Raw genomic sequence first — 13539 nt, 5'->3', positions numbered from 1 at the left:
TACCCCCGCTGTGTGAAGCCAAGGCCACAGAAGTACAGTGTGAAAAAAGCCAATAAAAACAATGCCAGTCAGGCTTAACTGACTGGCATTAAGCCTGCGAGCTCCCGTTTTTTATGGGCGCAAGAAGTGATGGGCAGAAAATCGCAGGCAACAAAAAGGCGACCCACGGGTCGCCTCGATGTATTTAGGGGAAATAGCTTAGCGGGCCTGCGCCAGCGTGCGCACCACGGCGGCATGGGCCTGACGGGTGCGGCTGATATGGCGCGGCGCGACCAGCACCACGTCATTGCCCGCGACGGCGCCCATGATCTCGGGATTGGCGTTGCGATCCAGCAGGCGAGCCACCACGGTGGCGGCCCCCGGAGTGGTGTGGATCAGCACCATCTGCTGGTTATGCACTACATAGAGCACCATGTCATGGACGGATCGGGTGCTGCCAGCGGGCTCCAGCTGTTCGTCCACCAGGGTGTAGACCTTTTTGCCGTTGGCATTTTGGGCTTTGACCACGCCGATACGGCTCAGCAGGCGGGAAATGGTGGACTGACTGATGTCGGCAAAGCCACGCTCTGACAGTTCACGGCGGATCTCTTCCTGAGTGCTATAGCGGTGCTGACCGATGATCTGGCGACAGGCATCCAGCTGGGCCAGATCGGGCTCTTGGGCAACGGGACGACTGAGGGTTTTGACCACGACGAATTCCTTTGATGATGACCGGAGGTAAACGCGCGATATCTGCCATAGCCGTCAGTTATCAGGCAAAAACACTGATAATCCATCTATATGCAGGGAATGAGCGGGCATTACCATCTTGCGATGGCAAATTATAGCTGACTGGCAATTCGGTGATGTGACAGGGTTCAAAAATGGGCCCCGCAGGGCCCAATCAGATATCAGTAACGCTCGCTGACGATGTCCTGAGTGAAGGACTTCTCGCAATATTTGCACTTCATCCGCACCACGCCTTTCACCTCGCGCACCCGGAAGTAGCTGTCTACCGGCTCGTTGTGGGAGATGCAGTTGGAGTTGGGGCAGTGGAACACCCCGGCGATGAACTCCGGCAACTCCAGCTGGTGCTTCTTCACCACATTGAAGTCTTCGATGATGTTGACGGTCGCTTTCGGGGCGAACAGCGCCAGCTGGTTGGCCTGCTGTTCGGTCAGGCGGGTGTTCTCAATCTTGATGAGATCCTTCTTGCCCAGTGCGCCGGATTTCAGGTTGAAGCCGACGGTGATCCGCTCCTGGGTTTCAACCAGCTGGAACAGCTTGAGGATCTTGATGCCCTGGCCAGCGGGGATGTGATCGATGACGGAGCCGTGACGGATGGCTTCGACTTGCAGTTGGTTCTTGTCAGACATGATATTCCCCTAAGCTCAGACAGTTTCGTTCAGTACCAGTGCCAGCAGCGCCTGGCGTGCATAGACCCCGTTCTCCGCCTGCTGGAAGTAGCAAGCGTGGGGAGTCTTGTCGACCGCCACATCGATCTCATCGACGCGGGGCAGGGGATGCAGGATCTTCATGGTGGGCTTGGCCCCTTCCAGAGTCGCCAGCTCCAGAATGAACTTGGCGGCCATGTGCTTGTATTCGGTCTCGTCGAAGCGCTCTTTCTGGACGCGGGTCATGTAGAGGATGTCCAGCTCTGGCATCACCTCTTCCATGGTCTGGTGGACGCTGAACTGGATGCCTTTCTCTTCCAGCTCTTCACAGATGTAGTCCGGCATCGCCAGCGCTTCCGGGGAGATGAAGAAGAAGCGGCAGTTGAACAGGCTGAGGGCCTGGGCCAGCGAGTGCACGGTGCGGCCATATTTCAGGTCACCGACGAAGGCGACGTTGAGGTTGTCCAGACGGCCCTGGGTCTCATGGATGGTGAACAGGTCGAGCAGGGTCTGGCTCGGATGCTGGTTGGAGCCGTCGCCGCCGTTGATGACCGGCACGCGGGAGAACTCGGAGGCCAGACGGGCCGCGCCCTCTTTCGGGTGGCGCATCACCACCGCATCCGAGTAGGAGCCGATGATCTTGATGGAGTCAGCCAGCGTCTCACCCTTCTTGGCGCTGGTGTTGCCACCGTCGGCGAAGCCGATGATGTTGCCGCCAAGGCGCTGTACCGCGGTCTCGAACGAGAGGCGGGTGCGGGTGGAGGCTTCGAAGAAGCAGCTGGCAACCAGCTTGTCTTTCAACAGGCTGGTGTCAGGTTCAGCCTTCAACCGTTGTGCGGTTGAGACTACCAGTTCCATTTCTGACCTGGTCAGGTCCGAAATGGAGATGACATGTTTCTTATAGAGTGGATTGGTCATCGTCTGCATTCCCTTTGACATCATTGGAGGTTTTTCGGGCACAAAAAAAAGCCCCTGAAACAGGGGCTTTTTTTAAAAATAACTGGGGATCTTTGGGGTGGGAACCGGAAACAACGGGGCCGCTCTGATGCGCATCACCCGTCTGCAAGGCTGTTTTCTGAATCAAAAACTGCATCGTTTCGTCCCGACCTTTTTCAAAACCGGACAGATTATAGGGCCGGTTTTTTAATTGTCAAAATTTTATTTCCGATGCCAATTTCAGCATGAAAAACGTTTAAGTGGCGGGAACAGGACGACAAATCCACACCCTGTGTGTCTCTTGCAGCGATTCCCCATCGCGGGCCATGGCGCGCAAATAACCGAGTCTGTGGTGCCCTTCCAGCAGGCAGTAGGGTTGCGGCAGCGGCTGCCCGTTCGGGTAACTGCTCCCCTCGGCGGGCGCCAGTACGATGACCGGCTCGGGCCAGGTACCTTCGCTCAGCATCTTCTCGCCGAGCCAGGAGCGGCGTACATAGCGATTGCTGCGCAGCATCTCGCCCCAGCGCTCGATCACCTCCATATGGCGGGAGCCGATCTGATCCAGTAGTTGCACAGTGGGCCAGCTTTCGCAGGCGAACTGATGGCTGGCGAGATCGATAAAGCTCCAGTTGGACTCAAAACCGCGCCAATGACGGTAAATCCACTGGGAGAGCACATTTTCAGGAATAAAGGGCACCAGCGGCGCGACCCGTTCAAGATAGGCGGGCAGGGACTCTGTTTTGCGTTCATCTCTGAAGTTGAGGGGCGCCAGTTGTTGGAGTAGTCGGTAATTGAGCATAAGTGGCCTCCCGGTACCTGATTTCACCCTACCCCCATTTATGTCCCATTCCTACCCCGGCAGGGCTGCAAATACAGCAAGTTATCCCGCTTTGCTGCACAAACAACCGCGACTTGTTCGGGATTTGTGCAATCGCATCAAAAGTGCAAAAAAAGCCTTTACCTTTGATCCCGGCTTTGTATAATTCGCCTCGTTTGTTGCAGGGGCGTAGTTCCAATTGGTAGAACAGCGGTCTCCAAAACCGATGGTTGCGGGTTCGAGTCCTGCCGCCCCTGCCATTTTCAGAAAGGCCAGCTCATTGAGCTGGCCTTTCGCATTTCCGGCGTTCGCCCTCTGTCCCTCCCATCCCCAGTTTCTCCTCCTGATTGCTCCACCGCTCGGTAGCATGGAATAGCGAGCAACCAACTTCTGATAGCTATCCCTGTTATTGATGGATGTAAAAATATACAGATTCACTAAAGTCTGTTCATATTGCGGCCGATAGCCTTTGATACATCAGGGTTTTCCCTGCCTGACACAACAACAAGGATTCGTCGTCATGACCCTCTCTCTGCGCGGCAAGCTGCTGGCCACCAGTCTTGGTGTAGTGCTACTGATGGCATCACTGCTCGGCATCGTTGCCTTTCACACCCTAAAATCCCGCACCATGAGCGCCATCCAGAGCGAGGCGGTCAACTATGGTCACGCTTACTCGGTGGAGATCGGCGACTGGATGGCGGATCGCAAGAATAGCGTCCATGCGCTGGTCAATCTGATCAGCGACAACCCGCAAGCCGAGCTGGTGCCACATCTGAAGCAGGCTTACACCTCCGGTGGATTCGGGCTCACTTACTTTGGTTCGACTCAGGGGGTAATGACCCGGCAGGACCCGTCCCTCAACACCGGCAACTATGACCCGCGCGAGCGCCCCTGGTATCAGGATGCGGTGAAGGCGGGGCAGCTGATCGTGACCGCCCCCTATGTCAGCGTCACCATGCAGAAGCTGGTGGTCACCCTCTCCGAGCCGGTGCGTCATCAGGGCGAGCTGGTCGGCGCCGTGGGGGCCAATCTGGTGCTCGACAAGCTGATCGATGAAGTGCTTGAAATGAAGGTGCAGGGTGAGGGCTATGCCATGCTGCTGGACAGCAGCGGTCTCATCGTCGGCCATCCGCAAAAGGATCTGGCGCTCAAGCAGATTGGCGAGCTCTCCCCCGATCTGTCGGCGGCCACCTTTCAGCAGTGGGGCCGCGAAAACAGCGAGCTACACGCCGCCACCCTCAACGGGCGGGATGTGCTGCTGGCGGTACAACCGGTACCGGGCACCGACTGGCTGCTCGCCATGGTGATGTATCGCGATGTGCTGGAAGCGCCGCTCAGCAGCCTGTTGTGGGAGCTGGTGGGACTGACTCTGGTGCTGATGCTGGTGTTCAGCGCCCTGCTCACCGCCATGTTCAAGTATCTGTTTGCCGATCTGGGCCGGGTGGCCGGTGCGCTGCACGACATCGCTCACGGCGAGGGGGATCTCACCGTCCATATCGACACCCGCAGTCAGGATGAGGTGGGTCAGCTGGCACGCAACTTCAACCAGTTCGTGGCCCGGCTGCACGGTATCGTCAGCCGGTTGCGCGATGTCACCGTCGAGCTGGCGGCCCAGTCGCGCGCTCAGGCGGCTGGTGCCCACTCCCGCAGTCAGCGGGTGCGTCAGCAGCAGGACGAGATCGTGATGGTGGCGACCGCGGTGACCGAGATGGCCTCCGCCACTCAGGAGATCGCCGGCAACGCCGAGTTTGCCGCCACCACCTCCGGCGAGGCGGTCAAGCTGGCGGTCGCCGGCCAGTCGCAGGTCGGTCAGAGCCAGCGCAGCATTACCGGGCTCGCGGACGAAGTGGCCGATGCCAGCCAGATCATCAACGAGCTCGACAGCCATGCCCAGAAGATCAGCGGCATTCTGGCGACCATCAGCGGCATCGCCGAGCAGACCAACCTGCTGGCGCTCAACGCGGCCATCGAGGCGGCGCGGGCCGGCGAGCAGGGGCGCGGTTTCGCGGTGGTGGCGGACGAGGTGCGGGTGCTGTCGCGCCGCACTCACGACTCTACCGACGAGATCCAGCAGATGATCGAGACCCTGCAGCAGACCACTCGCCGCGCCGTGGGCGGCATGGAGACCAGTCGCCAGCTGGCCGGCACCAGCGTCGAGGATGCGGAGTCCGCCAACCAGAGTCTGTCGCGGATCAACGAGGCGATCGGCTCCATCAGCGACATGGCGACCCAGATTGCGGCGGCGGCTGAAGAGCAGACCTCGGTCACCAGCGAGATCAGCCGCAACACCGAGAATATCCGCCACGTCTCGCAAGAGCTGGCCGAGCAGGCCAATCAGGAGGCGGCGCAGGCGGCGGAGCTGAAGGCGCTGACCGAGCGGCTGGAGCAGGAGATCGGCCGTTTCCGGCTCTGATCCTCAGGCCATCTTCCATGAAAAAGGGCAGCCCGCGGGCTGCCCTTTGTTATTGTCGCTGACCGTCAGGCGGCGCTCTCCAGCTGCGCCAGATGGAAGGCACGCCAGTTGCCGTCTGGCAGGTAGTGCTTGCCCTGCTGCCACCTGGGATCGTGCTGCACCACGTAGCGGTAGTGGTAGGCCTGCTGCTGGCCGACATAACGCCCCTGCGCCGGGTCGAAGATCTCCACCTCGATGAGCTGGCGCAGATATTCGCTCTGGGGATCATCCTCGCCGTGGAAGTTCTCCATCTCGTCGAGCGCCGCGATGGCGGCAGGGAAGTCGTCCAGCACAAACAGCTCGCCATAGACCCAGTCATCCCCCTGCAGCAGGGCCGGATAGCCCTTGTGCTGCAGGTGATAGAGGGCGCCGCGCACCCGGGCGCGCCGGGGCGTCTGGCTCACGTGGTGAGCCAGATAGCGGCGGTAGTTGAACAACCCGTCCATCAGGCTGCCGTAGACGAACAGCGGGCGTGGCTGGCCGAGGCTCATGAGATCTCGCCGCCCACGACCTTGATATCGCCATCCTGCTGCAGCACCACCGCCTCGATGGCCAGCGCCAGCGCGCGGGTAATGTCGCTCATGGCGAGGCAGGGCTGGTTCACCTTGTCCGCTACCTGCTCGGTGATGTAGGGAACGTGGATAAAGCCGCCGCGCACCGCCGGGAACTCTTTTTCAATCAGGTAGTGCAGCTGGTACATGATGTGGTTGCAGACGAAGGTGCCGGCAGTGTTGGAGACCGCCGCCGGAATGCCGTTCTCCTTGATGCGCTGCACCATCCCCTTGAGGGGCAGGCGGGAGAAGTAGGCCGGTGCGCCATCGGCCTGAATCACTTCGTCGATGGGCTGCAACTGCTCGTTGTCGGGGATGCGGGCATCGTCGATGTTGATGGCGACCCGCTCCGGGGTAATGGCGAAGCGGCCGCCCGCCTGACCGACGTTGATCACCACGTCGGGTTGATGCTGGCGCATCAGCTCCGCCAGCAGGGTGGCTGACTTGCCGAATACGGTGGGGATCTGCGCCTTGATTACGGTGGCGTCCAGAATGGTCTCTGGCAGGCGTTTGACCGCCTCCCATGCCGGGTTGATGGGTTCGCCGCCGAAGGGGTCAAAACCGGTAATCAGTACTTTCATCATCTTCTCCCGAATGGTCAGAATGCCCAGAAATACATGAGTGCGATATGGATCAGCACCAACGTCAGTGCCATCGGCACCTGCACCTTGATCACCTTGTTGAGATCCTTCATCTCCAGCAGGGCGGCGGGCAGGGCGTTGAAGTTGGCGGCCATGGGGGTCATCAGGGTGCCGCAGAAGCCGGCGGTCATCGCCAGCGCACCGGCCACCACCGGGTCACCGCCCTGAGCGATAACGAAGGGGATGCCGATGCCGGCGGTGATGACCGTGAAGGCGGCATAGGCGTTGCCCATGATCATGGTGAAGACCATCATGCCGAGGCAGTAGGCCACCACCCCGACGAAGGGGCTGCCGACCGGCACCACGGTGGAGATGCCGTGGGAGATGACATCGCCGACGCCGGACTTGTTGAAGATCACCCCGAGGGCGGCCAGCAGTTGCGGCAGAATGCCGGTGATGCCGACCTGCTGGATCATCCGGTTGGAGTCGCCCACCACGGTGGAGGGGGTGGCGCGGGTCAGCAGTACCGTGATGACGAAGGCGATGACCGCCGCCAGACCGATACCAACCTGACCGCCAAGGGGGGTGAACTGGGCGATCACCACCGCCAGCACGGCCAGCAGGATGCAGGGGAGGAAGATCCGGTTGCCGATGCGGTTGGCGTGGCGCTGGGACTCCTCCTCGCTCGCCTGCTCCAGCTTGCCGATCTTCACCTGCTTGAGCAGGGTGATGACCCCCATGGCGAGGATCAGCACACCATTGATGACATTGGGGATATAGCTGCCGAAGGCGAACAGCACACCCAGGATGGTCCAGAACAGGGCGGTACCGATTTTGGCCGGGTGGCTTGGGTCACGCAGGACGCGCCAGGCGCTACTGAACAGGATGACGCCGATCAGCACATAAAAGAATTCGAGCATGTTGGGGATGAGGGTCGCCATTATTGCTGCCCCTCCTTGTCGCTGCTCACGGTATATGTCTTGGCCATCTGACGGTCAAACCACATATTGGAAATAGCCACCATCAGCAGGGCGATAATGGCGATCGGCATGGATGCCTTGGCAATATCGACGGCAGAGACGCTATATCCAAGAGATTCAAACGTGCCGACGATCAGCAATACTCCGGCGGAGGCGACGAAGGTATTCTGGGCAAAGAAGTTACCGTAGTTTTCGGTGGCCGAAACCCGCGCCTTGATATATTCCTCGTCCTCTTCGCTTAATTTGCCGTGCACCTTGGTGGCGGCTGCCTGAGTCATGGGGTTGACCAGCGGACGAATAAATTGGGTGTGACCCTGAACCCGCACCGAGAAGAGACCGGCCAGTTCGCGGATAAACATATAGAGGGTCATGAACTTGCCCGGGGTGAGCTTCTTGATCCGCTCGATCAGGGTGACAGCCTGCTGTTTGAGGCCGTAGCGTTCACAGATGCCGATCATCGGCAGGGTCAGCAGAAACAGCGTCACCATGCGGTTGGAGACGAAGGCTTCCCCCAGCAGGGAGAGGCAATCGGTCATGGAGAGACCGGAGACCAGCGCCGTGGTGACGGCGGCCACCAGCACGACAGCCAGGGTGTCGAGTTTGAAATAAAAACCCAACAAAATAATAAGAATGCCGCTCAGTTTAATCCATTCCAATTAGCCACCTCGTTAAAGTGAATATTTATGTGTAATTTTGGGTAGTCTAGTTGTTTATCATCCGGAGTAATGGATGGCAATAATTAATCGTCGATTCGGGATTCGTTTGATTTCTTATGGCGTTCTATCGATTACTTGTTGTTCACTAGTAAAGGGTGAATCCTAATTTCTCGTTGCTATAACCGAAGACCTCGGAGAGGGAGGCTTAATTATTCGCTAAAGTATCATTAGTTGTGCTGGTGCGTTATTTGTTGTTTGCATGGCTATTCAATCACACATATAGAAACGCACGGCTAACATCTTTGACGAACGCCTTACACGCTCGCCGTGGCTGAATCAGCGGCCGCCAGTGTCGTGATGGGAGGGGGGAATATTTTGCGTCACCGGTGCGGGGTCAATGAGTCTGTTTGACCCAGATAAGTTGGTCGGTGGCAAAGCCCAGCCCCTTGGCCTTGGCGATCAGCGCGTCCACCTTCTCCTTGGGCGGATTGGGGGAGCGGGAGAGGATCCAGAGGTAGTCGTGGTTGTAGCTGGTCACCAGCGAGAGCTGGTAATCGGGGTCGAGGTCGATGACGTTGTAGCCGCCGTAGAAGGGGCCGAAGAAACTCACCTTGAGCCGCGCCTCGTCCGGGTTGCCGACGAAGTAGGCCTTGCCCTCGGCTTCGCGCCAGCTGCCATCGCTCTGCTTGCCGCGGTTGAGCACCTTGACGCCGCCATCATCCCGCAGGCTGTAGGTGGCGCTCACCTGCTTCAGCCCCCGTTCGAAGCTGTGGTCGAGGCGGGCGATTTCGTACCAGGTACCGAGATAACGATCGAGCTGGAAGCCGGTAACGGGGCGGATGCCATCGGCAATCCCGGTACAGGCCGTCAGCAGCAAAGCGGTGAACAGGCAAAGCAGTGAACGCATAAGTAATCCCTCTCTTGTTATCCCTCGATGATGCGCAGCTGGCCATCCCGGAAGCGGGAGGCCTGATCCGTTGGCGTGCTGCCGAAGAAGCGCTTGTACTCCCGACTGAACTGGGAGTTGCTCTCGTAACCGACTCTGGCCGCCGCGGTGCCCGCCTTGATGCCATCGTGCAGCATCATCATCCGCGCCTTGTGGAGGCGAAACGACTTGATGTACTGCAGCGGCGAGGTAGCGGTGACCGCCTTGAAGTGGTGGTGAAAGGCGGAGACGCTCATGTTCACCTCCCGCGCCAGCTCCTCCATGGTGAGGTTGTCGGCATAACGGGACTCTATCATACGCAGCACCCGGGCGATCTGGCCCACATGGTTGTGGCGATTGGCGAGCGCCTGCAGCGCCGGGCCGCCCCCCTCGGTGAGGGCGTGGAACAGCATTTCCCGCACCGTCTGCGGTCCCAGCACCCTGGCGTGCAGCGGGTTGTCCATCAGCTCGATCAGTCGCTCGGCGGCGCAGAACATGGTTTCCGACAGGGGGACCGAGTGGACGCCGCTCTTTTGCGGCGCGGGGGCGGGTAGGGCATCGCCCAGCTCCAGCAGCAGCTCTTGCAGGGTGACCAGATCGATCTCGATGGTAAACCCGATAAGCGGCTGCTCGGGGGAGGCGAAGCACTCGCACTCGCAGGGTAGCGGCAGGGTCATCAGCAGATAGTGGTTGGGGTCGTAGCGAAATACCTGATCCGCCAGATAACCCACCTTGTGCCCCTGCAGGATAACGATCATCCGCGGTTGGTAGAGCACCGGGGTGCGGCCATGGTGCTCGGTGGTATAGATGAGGTTGACCTGTTTCACCGGGGACGGGGAGATGCCGGGGGTGGTGACGTGGCGGGCCACTCTGGCGGCGAGGTCGCTGTAACGGTTTTGCATGGGGGCTCTTTGATTCGACTGTTTTGGTTTTTGCTGCTTTGTAGAAATAGGCAAGAATCAAGCAGGATGTTGCCTTGATGGTAGGGTTGTTCTGGAGAAAAATGCAATCACGATTTCGCGGCCAGGCCGCCCTGACTATCAGAAGAAGGCAATGTCGATGAACAACTTTACTCTCCATACCCCGACCAAAATCCTGTTCGGCCAAGGGCAGATCGCCCAGCTGCGCGAGCAGCTCCCGAGCGATGCCCGCGTCATGATCACCTATGGCGGCGGCAGCGTGGTACGCAGCGGCTTGCTGGAACAGATCCGCAACGAGCTGGCTGGCATGACCCTGTTTGAATTTGGCGGCATCGAGCCGAACCCGGCCTACGAGACCCTGATGGGGGCCGTGGAGCTGGCCCGTGCCGAGCGGGTCGACTTCCTGCTCGCCGTTGGCGGTGGTTCCGTGCTCGATGGCACCAAGTTTATCGCCGCTGCCACGCATTACGATCCGGCCAAGGATCCCTGGCACATTCTCGAGACCGCCGGCAGCGAAGTGCGTTCCGCCATCCCGCTCGGTTCCGTGCTGACCCTGCCGGCGACCGGTTCCGAAATGAACATGGGTGCCGTCATCACCCGTCGCAGCAGTGGCGACAAGGTGCACTTCTTCTCGCCGTTCGTGATGCCGCGCTTCGCCGTGCTGGATCCGGTGCTCACCTACACCCTGCCCGAGCGCCAGGTGGCGAACGGAGTGGTGGATGCTTTCGTCCACATCGTGGAGCAGTACCTCACCTATCCGGTCAATGCAAAGGTGCAGGATCGCTTCGCTGAAGGCTTGCTGCTGACCCTGATCGAAGAGGGCCCCAAGGCGCTGGCCGAGCCGCACAACTACGAGGTACGCGCCAACATCATGTGGAGCGCCACCATGGCGTTGAACGGCCTGATCGGTGCCGGGGTGCCACAGGACTGGGCCACCCACATGCTGGGTCACGAGCTGACTGCCCTGCACGGCCTCGACCACGCCCAGACTCTGGCGGTGGTGCTGCCTGCCCTGCTGCAGGCCAAGCGCAAACAGAAACATGCCAAGCTGCTGCAATACGCCGAGCGGGTGTGGGGTCTGCACAGCGGCAGCGAAGCGGAGCGCATCGACGATGCCATCGCCGCGACCCGCGACTTCTTCGAGCGGATGGGGGTCAAGACCCGGCTGCGCGACTACGGTCTCAAAGATCTGGGTATCGACACCCTGATCGGCAAGCTGGGTGAGCACGGCATGAGCCGTCTGGGTGAGCACGGCGATATCGATCTGGTGCAGAGTCAGCATATTTATGAAGCTGCCTGGTAAAAGCCCCGGATCGGGCGCCAACCGGCGAAACGATTGAATATCGAGGGCCGCCTCCTGCCAGCTGGCGGGAGTGCGGCCCTGTCATTGTTGTGAAATTGTTATTTTTCGGCCTTTGCCGCAGCCGTACAGAGCTCCGGCGCATTTCGTAAGAACAAAAAACGCTAAGATAGAGAGCCGGTGAAACATTTTTTTTGACTGGTTGGATCACTTTTTTCAGCCGTTTTTACTGGTATAAGCCTCTAATTTGGTTTGTTTTTTTTAATCCTCGGCGGGGATGGGCTGAAATCTGTACGCGTGCTGTCGGGCGTGCGGTTGTAATAAAACTCCAAAATTTGATACTAATCACCTTCGCGCCTGAAAAGCGGGGGCCTGACCATGACAGGAGGTTGAGGTAAAGCCTACTGATTTTCATAACAAAGAGCCCAAGACCTGCACTTTGGTCATGTCTTGTTTCGCCAGAAATGAGACACTGGGCAGCGATTGTTTATTAACCATCAGGGAATAGTCATGCAGATTGGAATACCGAGAGAGAGTCTCGTCGGTGAGACCCGGGTCGCAGCGACCCCGGCTACCGTCGAGCAGCTGAAAAAGCTCGGCTTCGAGGTCGCCATCGAGACCGGCGCAGGCCTGTCGGCCAGCTTCGATGATGCCGCCTTCGAGGCTGCCGGTGCCAGCGTGGTGCCGAATGTCTGGCAAGCCGACCTTATCTTCAAGGTCAATGCGCCGACCGATGCCGAGATCGCACAAATTAAAGATGGTGCCACTCTGGTGAGCTTCATTTGGCCCGCCCAGAACCCTGAGCTGGTCAAGAAGCTGTCGATGCGCAACATTAATGTGATGGCGATGGACATGGTGCCGCGGATCTCCCGTGCCCAGTCCCTCGATGCCCTCTCCTCCATGGCCAACATCGGTGGCTATCGCGCCGTGGTTGAAGCTGCGCACCAGTTCGGTCGCTTCTTCACCGGTCAAATCACCGCAGCCGGTAAAGTGCCGCCTGCCAAGGTGCTGGTGATCGGTGCCGGTGTGGCCGGTCTGGCCGCCATCGGTACGGCCGGTTCCCTCGGCGCCATCGTGCGTGCGTTCGATACCCGTCTGGAAGTGGCCGAGCAGATCGAATCCATGGGTGGGGAATTCCTCAAACTGGACTTCGGCGGCGAAGACGGCGCATCCAGCGATGGTTATGCCAAAGTGATGAGCGAAGAGTTCATCAAGGCCGAGATGGAGCTGTTTGCCCAGCAGGCCAAAGAGGTGGACATCATCATCACCACCGCCCTGATCCCGGGCAAGCCGGCTCCCAAGCTGATCACCAAAGAGATGGTCGACAGCATGAAGCCGGGCTCCGTCATCGTGGACATGGCCGCTCAGGCTGGCGGTAACTGCGAATACACAGTGCCGGGTGAACTGCATGTCACCGCCAACGGCGTCAAGGTGATCGGTTACACCGATCTGCCGGGTCGTCTGCCTGCCCAATCCTCCCAGCTCTACGGTACCAACCTGGTCAACCTGATGAAGCTGATGTGCAAGGAGAAGGACGGCAACGTAGCCATCAACTTCGAAGACGTGGTTCAGCGCAACATGACGGTGATCCAGGCCGGTGAAGTGACCTTCCCGCCGCCCGCCATCTCTGTCTCTGCCGCCCCGCAGAAACCCGCTGCCGCCAAACCGGCCGCCAAGAAGGAAGAGGCCAAGCCCTCCAACAAGAAGTTCGTGTTCGGTGCCCTCGGCATCGCCGCCTTCGGCTGGATTGCGTCTGTTGCCCCGGCAGCCTTCCTCTCCCACTTCACCGTATTCATCCTGGCCTGTGTGGTTGGTTACTACGTGGTGTGGAACGTATCGCACGCCCTGCATACGCCGCTGATGTCGGTCACCAATGCCATCTCCGGCATTATCGTGGTCGGTGCTCTGCTGCAGATCGGGCAAGGGTCGACCCTGGTCACCGCGCTGGCGTTCATCGCCGTGCTGATTGCCAGTATCAACATCTTCGGCGGCTTCACCGTCACTCAGCGCATGCTGAAGATGTTCCGTAAGGATTAAGGGGGTTTAAC

At 59.4% G+C, this 13539-nt stretch carries 14 protein-coding genes and 1 tRNA gene; 4 read left to right on the top strand and 11 right to left on the bottom strand.

The annotated features are described in order from the left end of the window. Positions 1-198: 198 nt before the first annotated feature. The 5 genes from ACW5W8_RS14095 to ACW5W8_RS14075 form a co-directional block, all read right to left on the bottom strand. Complete coding sequence (locus tag ACW5W8_RS14095; protein WP_498628377.1) at positions 199-690, bottom strand: arginine repressor; 492 nt, start codon at positions 688-690, stop codon at positions 199-201. Positions 691-890: 200 nt separating this feature from the next. Continuing rightward, positions 891-1355, bottom strand: coding sequence for an aspartate carbamoyltransferase regulatory subunit (pyrI, locus tag ACW5W8_RS14090; RefSeq protein WP_005339730.1), 465 nt, complete (start codon positions 1353-1355; stop codon positions 891-893). Between the two features lie 15 nt (positions 1356-1370). Next, positions 1371-2291: an aspartate carbamoyltransferase gene (pyrB, locus tag ACW5W8_RS14085; RefSeq protein ID WP_005339735.1), complete on the bottom strand. Its 921-nt coding sequence runs from the start codon at positions 2289-2291 to the stop codon at positions 1371-1373. Further along, the gene (locus ACW5W8_RS14080; protein WP_498628376.1) at positions 2272-2466 is read right to left on the bottom strand and encodes a hypothetical protein; all 195 of its coding nucleotides are present in this window, start codon (positions 2464-2466) and stop codon (positions 2272-2274) included. Before ACW5W8_RS14080 ends, pyrB begins: the two co-directional genes overlap by 20 nt. A 99-nt stretch (positions 2467-2565) precedes the next feature. Beyond that, positions 2566-3108 (bottom strand): hypothetical protein, encoded by a 543-nt coding sequence (locus ACW5W8_RS14075; protein WP_498628375.1) that lies wholly within the window; start codon positions 3106-3108, stop codon positions 2566-2568. A 201-nt stretch (positions 3109-3309) separates the two neighbouring features. On the opposite strand from ACW5W8_RS14075, the gene ACW5W8_RS14070 reads away from it, so the two are divergent. Together ACW5W8_RS14070 and ACW5W8_RS14065 are read left to right on the top strand one after the other, a co-directional pair. Further along, positions 3310-3386, top strand: a tRNA-Trp gene (locus ACW5W8_RS14070). 260 nt (positions 3387-3646) lie between these two features. Beyond that, on the top strand, positions 3647-5539 hold the full coding sequence (locus ACW5W8_RS14065; protein WP_498628374.1) for a methyl-accepting chemotaxis protein: 1893 nt from the start codon (positions 3647-3649) through the stop codon (positions 5537-5539). Between the two features lie 65 nt (positions 5540-5604). On the opposite strand, the gene ACW5W8_RS14060 is transcribed toward ACW5W8_RS14065, so the two are convergent. The 6 genes from ACW5W8_RS14060 to ACW5W8_RS14035 form a co-directional block, all read right to left on the bottom strand. Further along, positions 5605-6069: a gamma-glutamylcyclotransferase family protein gene (locus ACW5W8_RS14060; RefSeq protein WP_498628373.1), complete on the bottom strand. Its 465-nt coding sequence runs from the start codon at positions 6067-6069 to the stop codon at positions 5605-5607. Then, entirely contained in the window at positions 6066-6713 is a 648-nt protein-coding gene (gene pcp / locus ACW5W8_RS14055; RefSeq protein ID WP_498628372.1) for a pyroglutamyl-peptidase I, read from the bottom strand. Before pcp ends, ACW5W8_RS14060 begins: the two co-directional genes overlap by 4 nt. Positions 6714-6727: 14 nt before the next feature. Continuing rightward, positions 6728-7651 carry a DUF979 domain-containing protein gene (locus ACW5W8_RS14050; protein ID WP_498628371.1) on the bottom strand — a complete coding sequence of 308 codons (924 nt, stop codon included), beginning with the start codon at positions 7649-7651 and terminating at the stop codon, positions 6728-6730. Further along, positions 7651-8346, bottom strand: coding sequence for a DUF969 domain-containing protein (locus tag ACW5W8_RS14045; RefSeq protein WP_041209532.1), 696 nt, complete (start codon positions 8344-8346; stop codon positions 7651-7653). The genes ACW5W8_RS14050 and ACW5W8_RS14045 overlap by 1 nt, the downstream gene beginning before the upstream one ends. A 394-nt stretch (positions 8347-8740) precedes the next feature. After that, the gene (locus tag ACW5W8_RS14040; RefSeq protein ID WP_498628370.1) at positions 8741-9253 is read right to left on the bottom strand and encodes a lipocalin family protein; all 513 of its coding nucleotides are present in this window, start codon (positions 9251-9253) and stop codon (positions 8741-8743) included. Positions 9254-9270: 17 nt separating this feature from the next. Further along, complete coding sequence (locus tag ACW5W8_RS14035; RefSeq protein ID WP_498628369.1) at positions 9271-10173, bottom strand: AraC family transcriptional regulator; 903 nt, start codon at positions 10171-10173, stop codon at positions 9271-9273. Between the two features lie 157 nt (positions 10174-10330). Between ACW5W8_RS14035 and yqhD the strand changes: the two genes are divergently transcribed. Together yqhD and pntA are read left to right on the top strand one after the other, a co-directional pair. Next, positions 10331-11494 carry an alcohol dehydrogenase gene (yqhD, locus tag ACW5W8_RS14030; protein WP_498628368.1) on the top strand — a complete coding sequence of 388 codons (1164 nt, stop codon included), beginning with the start codon at positions 10331-10333 and terminating at the stop codon, positions 11492-11494. 507 nt (positions 11495-12001) lie between these two features. Further along, the gene (pntA, locus tag ACW5W8_RS14025) at positions 12002-13528 is read left to right on the top strand and encodes a Re/Si-specific NAD(P)(+) transhydrogenase subunit alpha (protein WP_498628367.1); all 1527 of its coding nucleotides are present in this window, start codon (positions 12002-12004) and stop codon (positions 13526-13528) included. The last annotated feature ends 11 nt before the right edge of the window (positions 13529-13539 follow it).

The organism is Aeromonas aquatilis (assembly GCF_054052405.1).
This window is presented reverse-complemented; position numbering and strand designations above follow the sequence as displayed.

What these genes read in the sequence shown, in the direction of transcription:
- pyrI (WP_005339730.1), bottom strand. Translation starts at nt 1,355, where the DNA reads ATGTCTGACAAGAACCAACTGCAAGTCGAAGCCATCCGTCACGGCTCC.
- pyrB (WP_005339735.1), bottom strand. Translation starts at nt 2,291, where the DNA reads ATGACCAATCCACTCTATAAGAAACATGTCATCTCCATTTCGGACCTG.
- ACW5W8_RS14080 (WP_498628376.1), bottom strand. Translation starts at nt 2,466, where the DNA reads ATGCAGTTTTTGATTCAGAAAACAGCCTTGCAGACGGGTGATGCGCAT.
- ACW5W8_RS14075 (WP_498628375.1), bottom strand. Translation starts at nt 3,108, where the DNA reads ATGCTCAATTACCGACTACTCCAACAACTGGCGCCCCTCAACTTCAGA.
- ACW5W8_RS14065 (WP_498628374.1), top strand. Translation starts at nt 3,647, where the DNA reads ATGACCCTCTCTCTGCGCGGCAAGCTGCTGGCCACCAGTCTTGGTGTA.
- ACW5W8_RS14060 (WP_498628373.1), bottom strand. Translation starts at nt 6,069, where the DNA reads ATGAGCCTCGGCCAGCCACGCCCGCTGTTCGTCTACGGCAGCCTGATG.
- pcp (WP_498628372.1), bottom strand. Translation starts at nt 6,713, where the DNA reads ATGATGAAAGTACTGATTACCGGTTTTGACCCCTTCGGCGGCGAACCC.
- ACW5W8_RS14050 (WP_498628371.1), bottom strand. Translation starts at nt 7,651, where the DNA reads ATGGCGACCCTCATCCCCAACATGCTCGAATTCTTTTATGTGCTGATC.
- ACW5W8_RS14040 (WP_498628370.1), bottom strand. Translation starts at nt 9,253, where the DNA reads ATGCGTTCACTGCTTTGCCTGTTCACCGCTTTGCTGCTGACGGCCTGT.
- ACW5W8_RS14035 (WP_498628369.1), bottom strand. Translation starts at nt 10,173, where the DNA reads ATGCAAAACCGTTACAGCGACCTCGCCGCCAGAGTGGCCCGCCACGTC.
- yqhD (WP_498628368.1), top strand. Translation starts at nt 10,331, where the DNA reads ATGAACAACTTTACTCTCCATACCCCGACCAAAATCCTGTTCGGCCAA.
- pntA (WP_498628367.1), top strand. Translation starts at nt 12,002, where the DNA reads ATGCAGATTGGAATACCGAGAGAGAGTCTCGTCGGTGAGACCCGGGTC.